Annotated in this window: 15 protein-coding genes; 3 read left to right on the forward strand and 12 right to left on the reverse strand. The window is 39.2% G+C overall.

All coding sequences use genetic code 11. From position 1 onward, the window contains the following. Positions 1-16: 16 nt before the first annotated feature. The 10 genes from CVT17_RS07865 to CVT17_RS07910 are packed head-to-tail and all read right to left on the reverse strand — an operon-like array spanning position 17 to position 9,492. On the reverse strand, positions 17-463 hold the full coding sequence (locus tag CVT17_RS07865) for a hydrogenase 3 maturation endopeptidase HyCI (RefSeq protein ID WP_021091859.1): 447 nt from the start codon (positions 461-463) through the stop codon (positions 17-19). Further along, complete coding sequence (locus tag CVT17_RS07870) at positions 463-807, reverse strand: formate hydrogenlyase maturation HycH family protein (protein WP_084109581.1); 345 nt, start codon at positions 805-807, stop codon at positions 463-465. Before CVT17_RS07870 ends, CVT17_RS07865 begins: the two co-directional genes overlap by 1 nt. Then, positions 804-1,628, reverse strand: a complete 825-nt coding sequence (locus CVT17_RS07875; RefSeq protein ID WP_021091627.1) for an NADH-quinone oxidoreductase subunit B family protein — start codon at positions 1,626-1,628, stop codon at positions 804-806. The genes CVT17_RS07870 and CVT17_RS07875 overlap by 4 nt, the downstream gene beginning before the upstream one ends. After that, positions 1,625-2,164 (reverse strand): formate hydrogenlyase complex iron-sulfur subunit, encoded by a 540-nt coding sequence (locus tag CVT17_RS07880; RefSeq protein ID WP_054197155.1) that lies wholly within the window; start codon positions 2,162-2,164, stop codon positions 1,625-1,627. Before CVT17_RS07880 ends, CVT17_RS07875 begins: the two co-directional genes overlap by 4 nt. Beyond that, positions 2,161-3,897 carry an NADH-quinone oxidoreductase subunit C gene (locus CVT17_RS07885; RefSeq protein ID WP_107858569.1) on the reverse strand — a complete coding sequence of 579 codons (1,737 nt, stop codon included), beginning with the start codon at positions 3,895-3,897 and terminating at the stop codon, positions 2,161-2,163. The genes CVT17_RS07880 and CVT17_RS07885 overlap by 4 nt, the downstream gene beginning before the upstream one ends. Further along, complete coding sequence (locus CVT17_RS07890; RefSeq protein WP_087577837.1) at positions 3,894-5,375, reverse strand: hydrogenase 4 subunit F; 1,482 nt, start codon at positions 5,373-5,375, stop codon at positions 3,894-3,896. The genes CVT17_RS07885 and CVT17_RS07890 overlap by 4 nt, the downstream gene beginning before the upstream one ends. Positions 5,376-5,377: 2 nt before the next feature. Continuing rightward, a complete protein-coding gene (hyfE, locus tag CVT17_RS07895; protein WP_107858570.1) occupies positions 5,378-6,022 on the reverse strand; it encodes a hydrogenase 4 membrane subunit in 645 nt (214 codons plus the stop codon). 1 nt (position 6,023) lies between these two features. Next, the gene (locus tag CVT17_RS07900; RefSeq protein WP_084041928.1) at positions 6,024-6,944 is read right to left on the reverse strand and encodes a respiratory chain complex I subunit 1 family protein; all 921 of its coding nucleotides are present in this window, start codon (positions 6,942-6,944) and stop codon (positions 6,024-6,026) included. Positions 6,945-6,953: 9 nt separating this feature from the next. Beyond that, a complete protein-coding gene (locus tag CVT17_RS07905) occupies positions 6,954-8,921 on the reverse strand; it encodes a proton-conducting transporter membrane subunit (protein ID WP_107858571.1) in 1,968 nt (655 codons plus the stop codon). 1 nt (position 8,922) lies between these two features. Continuing rightward, entirely contained in the window at positions 8,923-9,492 is a 570-nt protein-coding gene (locus CVT17_RS07910; protein ID WP_103577080.1) for a 4Fe-4S dicluster domain-containing protein, read from the reverse strand. A 462-nt stretch (positions 9,493-9,954) separates the two neighbouring features. Here CVT17_RS07910 and CVT17_RS07915 point away from each other — a divergent pair, with 462 nt between their 5' ends. The 3 genes from CVT17_RS07915 (at position 9,955) to CVT17_RS07925 (ending at position 12,077) form a co-directional block, all read left to right on the forward strand. Beyond that, a complete protein-coding gene (locus CVT17_RS07915; protein ID WP_107858572.1) occupies positions 9,955-11,040 on the forward strand; it encodes an MBL fold metallo-hydrolase in 1,086 nt (361 codons plus the stop codon). Positions 11,041-11,084: 44 nt separating this feature from the next. Continuing rightward, on the forward strand, positions 11,085-11,372 hold the full coding sequence (locus tag CVT17_RS07920) for a hypothetical protein (protein ID WP_107770675.1): 288 nt from the start codon (positions 11,085-11,087) through the stop codon (positions 11,370-11,372). 552 nt (positions 11,373-11,924) lie between these two features. After that, on the forward strand, positions 11,925-12,077 hold the full coding sequence (locus CVT17_RS07925; RefSeq protein ID WP_159070448.1) for a hypothetical protein: 153 nt from the start codon (positions 11,925-11,927) through the stop codon (positions 12,075-12,077). A 3-nt stretch (positions 12,078-12,080) separates the two neighbouring features. Here the strand turns inward: CVT17_RS07925 and CVT17_RS07930 are convergent, their stop codons facing one another. Then, positions 12,081-13,124: a c-type cytochrome gene (locus tag CVT17_RS07930; protein ID WP_107770612.1), complete on the reverse strand. Its 1,044-nt coding sequence runs from the start codon at positions 13,122-13,124 to the stop codon at positions 12,081-12,083. Positions 13,125-13,126: 2 nt separating this feature from the next. Then, positions 13,127-14,371: a cytochrome b gene (locus tag CVT17_RS07935; protein ID WP_103641610.1), complete on the reverse strand. Its 1,245-nt coding sequence runs from the start codon at positions 14,369-14,371 to the stop codon at positions 13,127-13,129. Positions 14,372-14,374 lie beyond the last annotated feature (3 nt).

The raw sequence follows: 14,374 nt of genomic DNA on the forward strand, positions 1-14,374 counted from the left end.
TAGCTATTTGCTAAATTTAACCGACTAAATTTTTATCAATCTCTACAATTCTTAAAAAAGCTTTTCTGGCACTTTTTTTAGCCTGCTCGCTTAGTCCTTCTTCGAAATTTAAGACATTTTCGAGCAAGACGCTAATGCCAAGAAAAAGCGTCTTAGGGCAAATTTTTCGCAAATAGCTCAAAAGCACTGGCGTTGGGAGATTGTGAGTTGAGTAGATGTAGTCTCTATCGTCACTTAGGTCGAAAAACTCTATCTTATCCTCATCAAAGCCGCTCATCGCATCAACTACTATCAAAATATCAGGCGCAAATTCTCTAATAGCTGAAAATTCATTCTCAGGCACATCTTGCCCAAAAAAGACCTTCCACTCTTTTAGCTCAGCTTCTACGATGCGACCTACTTCATTACCCACATCATCATCGCCACGCATAGGATTACCAATGCAAAGGATGGCCTTTTTCATCAAAAGTCCTTCCTAAGCACGATATATCCCTCTTTTAAATTTGTCAAAATTTCTTTAAGCTTACACTCACAAAGCTGCGGCAAGAGTTTAGCGATATGCTCGGCAAAAATTTCAACTTCAAAATATTTGCTTAAATTTCCGATCTTAAATTTCACGTATTCGCCTGAGTTTTTGATCATCTCGTCAAATTCCTCATCGCTTAGCTCTAAAATTTTCTCGCTAAAATCAATTGTGCCAACGCCATGTCCCACGCAAGTTGAGAAAATTTTTATCTCCTTTAGCTCGCGTGGTAACTTGTCGTTGTCGTCCATATGCCTTTTTGTAAGCTTATAAACTTGTATCATCTCTTACTCCAAACCTCGCTATCAACGTCTATCGCAAAGCTTTTATCAGCTTTTGCATATTTTAGATAGACATCATTATGCAAAAGCCCCATGCACTCAGCATATCTAGGATCTTCCTCTTTTTTGATAGCTGTAAGCACAGCCTCTCTTGAAATGCTTGGGTCATGGACATCTTTTGAACATTTGATAGCATTCATATATTTTTCAAAAAGGATTCTACCAAAGATATAGCTCATTAGCCTTCTGCTTTCAGCTTGCAAGTCACGCTCGAACAAGATATCGCCTATGACCGACTTCTCAACTGAAGGTGGCAATGTGTTATCTTCCTCATAGCTTTTTTTATGAAGTTTTTGATCGATGATACCAAGAGCCATGCCAAGGCCGTAAATAATGCTTGCTGGGTGTGGAGGACAGCCTGGGATATAGACATCGACTGGGATTATCTTATCGATGCCGCCCCAAACGCTATAAGCGTCGTGGAAAATTCCGCCACTGCTTCCGCACGCACCAAGAGCAACTACGATCTTAGGATCTGGAGTCGCTTCATAAGCACGAAGAAGCGGATAATACATCTGTCTTGTTACAGGACCAGTACAAAGCAAAATATCAGCGTGTCTTGGGTTTGCTACAAGTTTAAAACCAAAACGCTCAGGATCCCACATCGGTGTAATAGCTGCAAAAATTTCTATCTCACAGCCGTTACAGCTTCCGCAGTCGATCCTATAAACGCTAAAGCTTCTTTTGATATTTTTTAGATGCTCTAGCTTTGCAGTTAGATCATTTGCTGTTTTTATGTCCTCTGGGACTTGATATAGACTCATTTTATAGCCTCCTCAATGCCTTTTGTTAGCCTCTCAGCAGATTGATTTTTCTTGCACTCTGGGCAGATGTAAAGGTAGTCTTTTGCCTCTTCGAGTCTGCCTGGGAGTAAATTTGCTGTGCCAAGCTTTTCAAGGGTGAAATTTATAAGCCTTTTTGGTGTAAATGGCTTGCCGCAGCATTTACAAGTTTGCATCTCAAGCTCGCCTCTTTGTATAAGAGCGCTCTTGTCAAATTTAACCGCGAGCTCAAAGCTATCACTTAGGCGAACGGCTCCAGTTGGGCAAACCTCATCGCAGCGACCGCAAAATATGCAGCGTCCGCAGTCAAATTCCCAAACAAGCTTTGTTTGCTCCTCGTTCATCTTAAGCTCTATTGCGTTACTAGGACAAGCGATACCGCAAGCTGCACAACCTATGCAAAGATCGTATGTATAGTTTGGCTGACCACGGAAATTTTCAGGAACAATATATGGCTCAAATGGATAGGCGTATGTCGCTTTTCCATATTTTTCTGTGATGTCAAATAACTTCATCATCTTAAATCCTTTTTACTAACCCCGCCATCTTGACAGAATTTTTTAAGGTCTTTCTCTGTTAAAATTTTGCTCTTTTTAGTTCTTACATCGACTAATGTAACACGCTCAGTGCATGAGTAGCAAGGGTCAAGTGAGCAAACGATAAGTGCAGCGTCACTTATGTTGTTTCCTCTAAATTGATATCTTAGGCTTGGCCAGTTGTTATAAGTAGCCGCTCTACATCTCCAGCGATATACTTTTTGAGCGCTGCCTTGCATGATCCAGTGAACATTCTCGCCACGTGGTGCTTCATCATGACCAAGTGCAAAATTCTCAGGTTTGATCATAGTCACAGGATCGATCATGATCGGAGTTTGAGGCATTAGCTCAAAGCATTGGCGGATGATGTGGATAGAGCTTTTTAGTTCTTTATATCTAACCATCTCACGAGCAAAAACGTCGCAACCATGCTCAACTGCTACTTCAAATTCTATCTGTTTAAAAAAGTCGTATGGGTGATCGTAGCGGTTATCACGTTTAAAGCCAGAGCCTCTCATATTTGGACCAACTGGGCTAAAGTCACGTGCTATTTGGCGGTCTAGGATTCCTACACCTTTCCAGCGACCGATTTGGCGTTTATCCTCCATAACTGCGTCCCAAATTTCTGAAATTTGAATGTCAAGTTTATTTATGATCTCGATGCCTTTTTTGATCTCTTGGTTTGTCATATCACGTCTTAAGCCACCCATAACGACGTTACCGTATGTTTTACGTCCGCCAGTTACTAGTTGAGCTAGCTCCATAGAGTACTCACGAACCCTAAAGATGTGCATAAATGCGTTGTAGTTGCCAGTAACCTCACAAGCTAGACCGATATTTAAAAGGTGGCTGTGAAGACGCTCGATCTCAAGACAGATAACACGTATAGCTTGAGCTCTTAGTGGAATTTCAAGCTTGATAGCTTTTTCTGCTGCTTCGATACAAGCAATAGCGTGAGCATAACCACAAATTCCACAAACACGCTCTGCAAGATAGCCCATTTGATCATAGTTCATTCTATTTTCAGCTAGCTTTTCCATACCGCGGTGTTGATAAAACAAGCGGTAGTCAGCGTCGATGATCTCGTCGCCGTCACAGAAAAGTCTAAAGTGACCTGGCTCATCTGAAGTAATATGTAGTGGTCCAAGTGGCACATCAACTACTGCATCACCTGTTGGAAACAAAAACTCAGAATCAGGCTCATCTCTATGATCAACCGGATCAGGGCGGTAGCGATAATCCATCGCATCTTTTCTAAGTGGATGAAGTCCATCTGGCCAGTCATCACTTAAAACTAGACGCCTTTTGTCAGGCAAACCTTCGGCTACCAAACCAAACATATCATAAGCTTCTCTTTCATACCAAACACAAGCTGGCACTAGCGGAGTAACAGATGGAAATGTCGGATCGCTTCCTGGGATAAGCGTTTTAACAGTGATAAAGCACTTATCCTCAGGCGCAAAGTCGTCCGCCTCGCTCATCTTGCTACCTTCCATTGAAAGAGCATAATAAAGAGCAAAGCTGCCATTTATCTGGCGCTCGTCATTTGGTATCATTGTGCTTATGAAGCCGCCAATATCATAATAAAGCGTTTTAACAGCTAGTGGAAGATCGTTTCTATCAACCAAAACTGTGATCTGATCGTCTGCTTGACGAGTTACTTCTAAAATTTTTACCTTGGTTTTTAGGATTTCAACAAATTTATCGCCTCTCATTTTAAAGCTCCCATCATTATATTAACACCGTTATCTACTAGCGTATAAAAGCTATCTACGTGCCATACGCCAAAGATTATGATAAGGGCACAAAGTGCTATAAGAGGTAAATTCTCTAACAAACTCATCTCTTTATTATGAACAACCACACCTTTTGGCTCGCCAAAGCTTGCCATGTTAAAGTGTGCAAAGTCAGCTATGAAAATAACTGCGAGTGCAATAGCAAATAGTGCAACTGCGATGTATTGACCGCTTGTGATAGCTCCAACAAAGACGTTATATTCGCTAACAAATATAGCAAACGCTGGAACACCAACAAGTGAGCAAACAGCCGCACCAAACATTATAGTTGTGATCGGTGCGATCTTAACCATACCGCCCATCTTACTCATATCTTTGTGACCATAAATTCTTGCAATGTTGCCTGTTGAGCAAAATGCCAAAGCTTTTGTAAAGCTGTGAGCTAAGCAGTGAAATATCGCTGCAAATAGACCAAATTTACCGCCAACACCAAGTGCAAATGCGATAACACCCATGTGAACGATTGAGTGATAAGCAAACATTCTTTTTACGTTGTGTTGTCTGATTAGGAAAAATCCCGCTACAAAAAGAGTGATAGTTCCTGAAACGATCATTATGCCCTCAACAAAGCTAAATCCAACTGCTTGAGCTGTGATAGCGTAGTATCTTAAAAGTGCAAGCATCGCACATTTTAAAAGTACACCTGAAAGCAAAGCTGAGATAGGTGCTGGACCTTCAGCGTGAACGTCTGGTAGCCAAGTGTGTGTTGGAGCAAGACCAGCTTTTGTACCAAAACCAATTAGAGCAAATACAAAGATAAGTTTTGCTGCGTCTGGGTTTAAATTTTTAGCATTTGCCATTATTCCAGAAAATAGCATAGAAGCTTCGCCATCTCCTAGAGTGCTGAATGTGGCTGAGTATAAAAGAACAGTCGCATAAAGTGCAAATGCTAGACCGATTGAGCAAAGAACGATGTATTTGTAACCACTCTCTGTTGATTTTTGATCTTTGTGGATAGCGACAAGAAATACTGAAGCAAGAGTTGTTGCCTCGATAGCTGCCCACATAAACGCAACGTTGTTGCAAATAACGCTTAAAGTCATTGTAAAGATAAATACATGGCTTAGTGCATAATATTTTTTAAGATCGCTTAAGTGGATGTGTCCATCTTCAAGCTCCCATCTCATGTAGTGGATAGAGTAGAAATTTACTATAAATCCAGTTACAGCGATAAGCACCAAGAAAACACAGCCTAAGCTATCTAAAAACAAAAATTTATCAAAACTATAAAAAGTTCCGCTACTTAAGACTTTAAGAACATTGTTAAGTAAAGCCACCGATGTCGCAGCAGAAAACAAAACGTGAAGTCCGCTTAATACCGCATAATTTTTAGGACTCAAAAACAAGACCAAAGCACCAAGGAGCGGTAAGATAAGTATTAAAGCTAAACTATCCATCTCTAACCCCTTAAATTTGAAGCTTTAGAAGTATCTAAACTATCATAAGCTTTATAAAATCTAATCGCTAAGACGCTCATGATGATAACGGCAAATATCGCATCTGTTAAAATTCCAAGCTCAACTAACTCATGTGAGTTATAAGCCATTAGAGCAAGGCTTAGGTGGATACCGTTTTCAAATAAGCAGTAAGCTAGAATTTGTTTTATAAATGAGTTTCTTAGCATGAAGCCAAAAATTCCCATCATAAAGACCGTTCCAGCTGCGATTAGCATGATCTCTTCTTTGATAAGAGAGAATTTTAAAAATATAGGGTGGATACTCATTGAAAGAGCTAGAGAAAATCCCATAGCAATGACAGGGCTTACAAAAAATCCACCAACTGGCTCATCTTCGCTAACTACACCTAGCTTTTTAACAAGCCAGAATAAGATAGCTGGTACAAAAATAACTTTGGTAAAGAACGCAACGATCGCCCAAGTTGTGAGCTGTTCGGCATTAAATTTCTCAGATAGCAAGAAAAATATGCTAACTAAAAGTAGTGTCTCAATCGCATAAGCAATGATTGAGAGTTTTAAGCTTCTAAGACCAAAAACCGCAAGCGAAGTTACGATCATGCAAATGGCTAAAATATCAAGTGTTTGCATCTCACACTCCTACTACATAAAGTGTTAGTGCAACAAACGAGATAGCAAGTGCACCAAGCGCATTTTTGCGTAAAGATGAAGTCATTTTAAAGCGTGGACCAAAGTTGTCTATAAAGACAGCCGCTACGTAAAATACTCCAGTTTTTATCACAAAAACGATAATAGCTAAGAAAGGATTGCTAAAATTCCATGGCTCAAATATAGTTAGGAAAAGTCCGATCATAGCAAACTGTTTTAATATAAGTGATGCTTGAACTAAACCAAGGTCGCTACCTGCGTACTCGCCAAGCAAGCCTTCTTGAAGCTCTTGTTCAGCTTCAGCTACGTCAAATGGCTTTCTGCCAGTCTCAACATACATGCACCATAAAAATGCGATAGAAGCTACGGCAAAGCTTGGGATTTGATATCCAATAACACCGGTTTTTACCATCTCTTGGATCTCAATTAAATTTGATGTTTTAGCTGCAAGCATAACTACGATTAGGCACATAATCATAACTGGCTCGACATATACGCCAAGCATTTGCTCCCTGCCGCCACCTGTTGCTGCAAATGGGTTGCCGCTATCCATTGAAGCTGCACCAAATACAAATCTAAGCAACGCGCCAAGATAAAGGATCACAAATATATCTGAATATGCTCCAAAAACAGTATCTTTGCTGTATGTTATAGGTATAGCAGCTAGAACTGCAGCTGAAGTTGCAAAAAGGAAAAATGGAGCCCATCTAAATACCCAGTGTGAGCACTCAGGGACGGTTCTTCCTCTTCTAAAAAGCTTTATAATGTCGCGATATGTTTGAAAGAAATCGCTACCTTGTTTTGATTGAAGTCTAGCCCTTAGTTTTCTTGCCATACCATCAAACAAAGGAGCTACCAAAACGATAACGACTACTTGAAATATCATTAAAAGTATAGTTTGCATTTTCGTCTCCTAAACTAAAAAGTAGCCCACAGCAAGTATGGCACAAAGATAAATTAGGATATAAAGCGTATAGATGTTTGTGTATCCGCTTTGAACGATGCCTAGTTTATCGGCAAATTTCATACACCATTTAATGACTGGCTCATAAAACATTCCCCACCAGATATCTTTTGGATGGTTGTGATATTCAACCGCGTCAAAATAATTTCTAGTAACGATCTTTTTATCAGCTCTAAATAGCCATTGCATGATCTTTCTAAGATCGCCTGTAAATGGACCACCTGTCATTTGCATACGTGAACTATATTTAAAGCCGCAAGCCCATGGATCAGTTTCGCGTGGTTTATCTCTATTTGCTTTCATAACAGCAAGGATGATAAATGGCAAAATCATAGTCGCACATAGGACTAAAGCGATAAGTGGAGTTGAGATCATACTGCCTATTGGTGAAGTTACATTTATAGCTCCAAGGCTAGCCTTATAGTCGCTTATAGCGATAGAATTTACAGCTTGCATGATGTAATCAACTATGTAGTTTGCGCCAAGACCAAATCCAACGCAGCCTATCATTAGGATGATCATGCCAAGAACCATGCCTATTGGACTCTCTTTAGCATTTTCCCAAATTTTTTGATCTCTTGGAGTGCCTGCAAAGATAACAGCGTAAAGTTTGAGGTGCATACCAACCAAAACGCCAGTTAGTGCAAGAGCTACGACACCAAGAGTAAATGCATATCTAACTAATGTTCCTTCTCCCATCGCACCTTGAAGCATACCTTGATATGTAAACCACTCTGAAACAAAGCCATTTACTGGAGGTAAAGCTGCGATACCCATGATACCTATAAACATACCAAGGCTTGTCCATGGCATCTTTTTAGCAAGACCACCAAGGATATCCATATTTTGTGTATGAGTAGCATGGATAACCGAACCAGCGCAAAGGAAAAGTAGGCCTTTAAATATAGCGTGGTTAACTACGTGGTAGCAACCTGCTAGAAAACCTACTGCTGCAAGTGTTAAATTCCCAGCTGCAACACCATAAATTCCTGTGCCAAGACCTAGCAAGATGATACCTATGTTCTCAACTGAGTGATAAGCAAGTAAAGCCTTGAAGTCGTGTTGGCAAAGAGCGTATAAAACACCAAATAGTGAGCTAGCTGCACCAAGAGCGAGTATCGTAAGACCAAAATATGTGCTAAGTGGTAAGTAAAGTGTAAATTTAACTAGTGTAAATAGAGCAACTTTGATCATAACGCCCGACATAAGGGCTGAAACGTTTGATGGGGCTGCTGGGTGAGCTTGTGGAAGCCAAACGTGAAATGGCCACATACCAGCTTTGCTACCAAATCCAACTAGGAATAGTATAAATGTAGCAACAGAAGCGCCAAATGGCATCTTAACACCCATGAACGCACTAAATTCTGTACTTCCTGCATAGTAAGCAGTGATAAGCAAGCCACAGGTGATACAAAATGCACCAATTTGTGCGATACCAAGATAAACCATGACCGCTTTTAGAGTGTTTTTACCATCATTTACTATGATAAGGAATGATGAAATAAGAGTCATAAGCTCCCATAAAACAACAAAGCAAAATACATTATCAGCACTAATTACTAGAAGCATTGAAAGGATGAATGTATTAAACAAACATGCAAATACGCCAACGTTTGCTTTTTTGATGTACTCATCTGCATAGCTCATACCATAAACGCTGCTTGCAAATCCGATGAAAACAACGACAAAGCTAAAGAAATTTCCAAGTGGATTTAGCGCAAATTTTGGCGAATACAAAAAGCCATCCATAAGAGCAAAGCTATCGCTTACTCCCATATTTGCAACAAAGTGACACATCGCGTAAAAACAGCTTAAAGCACTTAGACCAAAACCAACCTTTACAGCGGCCTTTGGAGCACAATAAAGCAAGATGCTAACGACGGCACTTACAAGAAATAGCATATAAACCGTAGTCATCTTATGCTCCTTGTCCGTTTAAAATTTTAGTAGCAAATTTATTCGCTGCTTCATAATCTATCCTCTTGCCAAGTTTATGTTTACCCTCTTCTGGATCAATCATAACAAGAGCACTCGTCGGACAGACATCAACACAGGCTGGTCCGTTCTCACGACCAAAACACATATCGCATTTAACAGCGATGTTTTTTGCGCCTGATTGTGACTCTACCTCAAGGTTATACTTTGGCTCGACAGCGTAATTTACTGAAGGCATAAGCTCCGCACTTGAGCTTATCGCACCGTAAGGACAAGCGATCGTGCACATCTTACAGCCTATACAAATTTCCTCATGAAGCTCGATGCAATTATCATTAAATCGCAACGCTCCAGTTGGACACACATTCGCACAAGGACCATCGTCGCATTGTCTGCACTGAGTTGGCATAACGCCAGTAGCTTCTCTTAGCACACTTAGCCTTGCACGTGATAGCTTGCCGCGTTCATAAGCGCTCTTAAAACATGCAGCCATACAGGTTGCACATCCTATACAGCGTTTATAATCGGCAATCACAAATTTATGTTTTTTCATAAATTCCTCCCATTAAACAAGGCTAAACTGCCCTGCTCACTTTTAAAGTGATGGTTAGTCACCAAAATAGAGATAGTTAAATTTTTATTTAACATCTCAAACGCTCCTTCCTAATTTTTGTAATAATTCTATAACTTACAATGAATAAATTCCGTCATCTATCTGACAAATTTTGTATTTTTAGAATTAAATTTTTATTTTATATATTTTTAAGATTATCTACTTAATGTCGATTTTTAGGTGTATTTATTTGCTAAAGGATAATATTTATTAATAAAATTTTCCTATAAAGAGTAAAAAAATATCTTAATTAACTTTAAATTTATAAGTTAATTATCTGTGAGCGTCTAATGGGCAAAATTACAAGGTTGTTAGTCTGTTTTTTTTGATTAGTGCTGCGGCGTCTACCGAAATTGCTACATCTCTTTTCGTCGGCAGCGTCAATTGTGTATAAGAGACAGGATGGAAATTTTTACAGTCATAGTTTTGTTTATCGCTTCAGGTTTTGCTTTTATGAAATTTGCCCCTGTTTTTGGCGGCACACCAGATGCCAAAAGCCAAAAGCTGATAGAAGCTTCGCCAAATTTTAACGGCAAAGTTTTTATAAATTTAGAGCCGACGATTGATCTAGTAAAGAAAAATCCACAAGCATCTATGCTAAATTTCGCCATCCAAGCGCTCTTTCCACCAAAAGGCAAGCTACCAAAGCGCCCTTTGCCAAATTTAAAATTTGACGCAAACGCCCTCAAAAATGGCGAATTTATCTGGCTTGGGCACGTTAGCCTAATCTGCAAGCTTGATGGCAAAACCATCGTCACAGATCCAGTTTTGCACCGAGCATTCCCTCTCCCACTTGGCGGCAAGCCCTTTGCCTACGAGCACGCCATCACCGCTAGCTACTACCCAGAGGTGATCGACATCGCCCTCATCTCGCACGACCACTACGACCATCTTGACTATAAAACGATACTAGAGCTAAAAGATAGGATAGCCAAATTTCTAGTGCCACTTGGCGTCAAAGCTCACCTCGTAAAATGGAGAGTAAGCGCAGATAAAATTTACGAGTTTGACTGGTTTGGTGATCAAAAAATAGGAAATTTAAACTTTACTTTTTGTCCCTCAAGGCACTTTAGCGGGCGCACATTTAAAAGAAATACCACTCTTTGGGGCGGCTGGGCGGTAGAGGAGGCTGGCTTTAGCTTTTATTTTAGCGGAGATGGCGGATACGGCAAGCATTTTAAGATGATAAATGAGAAATTTGGCGCCTTTGATCTAGTTTTTATCGAAAATGGTGCTTACGGCGATGGCTGGCCTTACGTGCATATGAAGCCAGAGGAGTCAGCGCAAGCACTAAAAGATCTTGGTGCAAAGCTTGGTGTACCGGTGCACTGGGGCAAATTTGATCTATCTTATCACGCTTGGGATGAGCCGATCAAGCGTTTTGAAAAGGCAGCGATAAAACTTGAGCTAAACTACGCAATGCCGGTGATCGGAGAAGTTTTCACTATCCAAAATCCGCCTAGGAAAAAGTGGTGGGAGAAAATTTAGGAATAAAATTTGCTCTAAATTTTAAAATCCAAAAGGAAATGCTGATGAAAATTTCTGAAAATTTAGCAAATCTAAAAAATGTCATCGATAAAGCTGCAAAAAACGACCTTGATATGAGCGCAACTGGAAGCTTTTTACAAAATTTAAAAAAAGCGAATAAAGAAACTGAAAAAATTTATAAACAGCTAGAAAAAGAGCTAAAAAGCGATGCGCAAATGTTTAAACAATTTGACTTCATGCAGATGATAACAAAGCTTCAATACGGCAACCTAAAGCCAAATGAACGTGAAAAACTGCTCAATAAAATGAGCAAGATTGCCAAGGAAATTTAATTTAAATAGGCTTGATGCGGAGCTAAATTTTGCTATTTTTGTGAAATTTAGTGGGTTTTGGTGAGTGATTTGCTTAAAATAAATTTATTTAAATAGCGACCGTTAAAACTCAGATATATTTCTATTTTATGCCGAAATGCTTATATATTCATAGCTCACATGGTAGTATAGGCATACTACCGCTTTTAGGCTTTTAGATAAATTTTTAAATTTCATAAATGAGTAATTTCGGCTCCGATTTTAGTGGCAAGCCTTGCGAGACCTAAAATCAATAGTCAATTCTTACGAGAGAATGAAAATTTAAAATTTGTAAAGCATATAGACCATATAACTCCTATTCTTTTATTAAGGGAGAAGGGAGCTTAAATTACGGTCTGCTTGCAGTTGCGAGCTAGCAAAGCAAAAGAACTACTCCCTTCACCCTTAACAATCCCTCTTCCCTGACACGTTCAAAAGGGCATGCTCTAGCGCTAAAGCACTGCATGCAGTTTTGTTAATTTCAATCAAACTTTAATGAGTAATTTCGGTTCTAAAATTTGAGTTAAGCGGTAAGTGAAGCTAGATTTTAGTAGTCAGCTCTTACGAGTGAATGAAATTTTAAAATTTATAAGAGTATTTGATCAAATTTACAAAAACGAATTTAAAGAATACCTATTTATATATGTAAATTTACCAGAGAGGATTAAGAGCCAAAGAGGCTCTTAAATTTTAGTGTAGTTCGCTCCAAACTTTGCGTTTCCAAAGCCAAGCAAAAATTCCTAATATAAAGAAGTAGATCATGACATAAAGCCCTGTACTCTCGCGCTCAGCCTTCTTCTTGTCACCTACTTTTTGGATATAAGCTACCACGTCGTCTTCAGCAGCTTTATTCAAGCCAACTCTTGGCATTGCAGTGCCTGGTAACATCTTTTGAGTATCGTTTATAAATTTATGTAAATACTCATCGCCTTTTGAACGGATCATCATCGATAGGTCAGGTGGGTTTGAGCCCATATAAGCAGCAAGGCTTACTTTGTTGCTAAATGCATATTTTTTGTCATATTTTATATCATGACATCTTTGACATGCATCAGTGAAAACCTTTTCTTCAGTAATCTTATTATTTGCCTTTTCATAATCAGCAGATACCTTTTTCAAATAAGCTACTATATCGGCAGTCTCAGCATTTATATCACCACCAGCACCCATAAATGCAGTCATCGGAAATGGATGCTCGTCATTAAATTTATGAGTTAGCTTTAAAGCCATATTTGGATTTTTAATGAGTGCAGCTAAGAATTTATCATCATAAATTTTACCAGCCGTACTAAGATCTGGTGGCACTACACCAAAGCTTTGACTAGCTGTCTCAGCATCCATACCAGCTGGCATACCTGCTGCTTCTATACCGTGGCATCCTGTACATCCAGCTGCTACAAAAGTATCAGCACCCTTTGTAGCGTCACCTTTTGTAAGATCAATAGAGTTAATGTCATTCCAAAATGCTGTATAGTCATCAAGAATTTTTTGTGCTACTTCTACATCTTTTGTAGCCGCATCTATACTTGCCTTATTTCCGCTAGCCTTAGCAGTCTCAAGTGCTGCCTTTTTTTGCCCTAAAAAGTGCTTTGCATAGTCAGTATCTTCTTTTGAGAAGTTATACTCAGCATTTGCAGTATGAGGGTGAAGCTTTGTGTGAGCATAAGGCTCGATACCCCAATATAAAACACCTGAAAGAATAACAACAATGGCAAAAATTTTAAGCTCTTTCATAATTAGCCCCTCTTTCTTTCAAGTATTGTTATAACTGGCAACGCAATTATAAATAAGAACAAGAATAGCAATGATGAATAAAATCCTATCCAGTCATTATAACCACCTGTTGGGAGCTTACCATATATAGATAATACGATAAGATCGATAACTAAGACCCAAAACCATATAAAAAATAGTGGTCTTTTGTGAGCTGGAGCTACAAGGTCGCTTCTATCAAGAAGAGGTATAAGCATGAATGCAACACCCGCAAACGCAAACGCGATAAGACCGATGTTATAAGCAGAAATTCCAGCTATATCAAAGAAAAAGCCACGTAAAATTTCATATTGCCACAAGAAATACCACTCTGGATAGATATGTGGTGGGGTTTTTAGTGGATTTGCTGGCTCAAAGTTGATAGGATCCATTGCAAAGTTGAAGTGATAGCAAACAAGATAGATGACAAATATCATAAAGAATGATACATACATAAAGTCTTTTGCCAAAAATCCTGGCCAAAATGGTATAACTTTAGATTTCGCTCTATCGCCATGTAGATACTCTTGTGCCTCTACTTCAAAGTCTATATCTTCACTTGTTAGGTTATTAACATGCGGAACTCTTAAAGAGTAGAAGTGAATAACCAAAACAGCTATCGTTACAAGTGGCAATAAACAAACATGAAGCATAAAAAATCTAGTAAGTGTTGAGTCGCCAACTGCGTAATCGCCTCTAATCCACTCAACTAAAGCATCGCCAATAACTGGCACACCGCCAAAAAGCTGAGTGATAACAGTTGCCGCCCAGTAGCTCATCTGTCCCCATGGGAGCATATAACCACTAAATGCCTCTGCTGAAAAACAGATAAATAGCACCATACCACTTATCCAAATGACCTCTCTGCCTCTTTTGTATGAACCATAGTAAAGTCCAGTAAGCAAGTGAATATACATAATAAGAAATATCGTAGAGGCTGAAACTGCGTGAATATGACGCCAAAGCCAGCCATACTCGACCTCTTGCATGATAGTATAATTTACACTATCAAATGCTAAATTTACATCTGGTTTGTAATACATTAAAAGTAAAAAACCAGTAACGATTAAGAGCATAAAAAGCGTTGTTAAAATAACGCCCATTGCCCAAAGGAAATTTATATTTTTTGGAATCCAGTATTCGCTAACTAGAACCTTCATAAGTTTTGTAAAAGCTAGGCGTTGATCAAGCCAGTCAATAACGCCAGTTGATTTATGAGCTAAAGACATTGC

Origin of the sequence: Campylobacter concisus (assembly GCF_003048775.2) — a bacterium.
GTDB classification, from domain to species: Bacteria; Campylobacterota; Campylobacteria; order Campylobacterales; family Campylobacteraceae; genus Campylobacter_A; species Campylobacter_A concisus_I.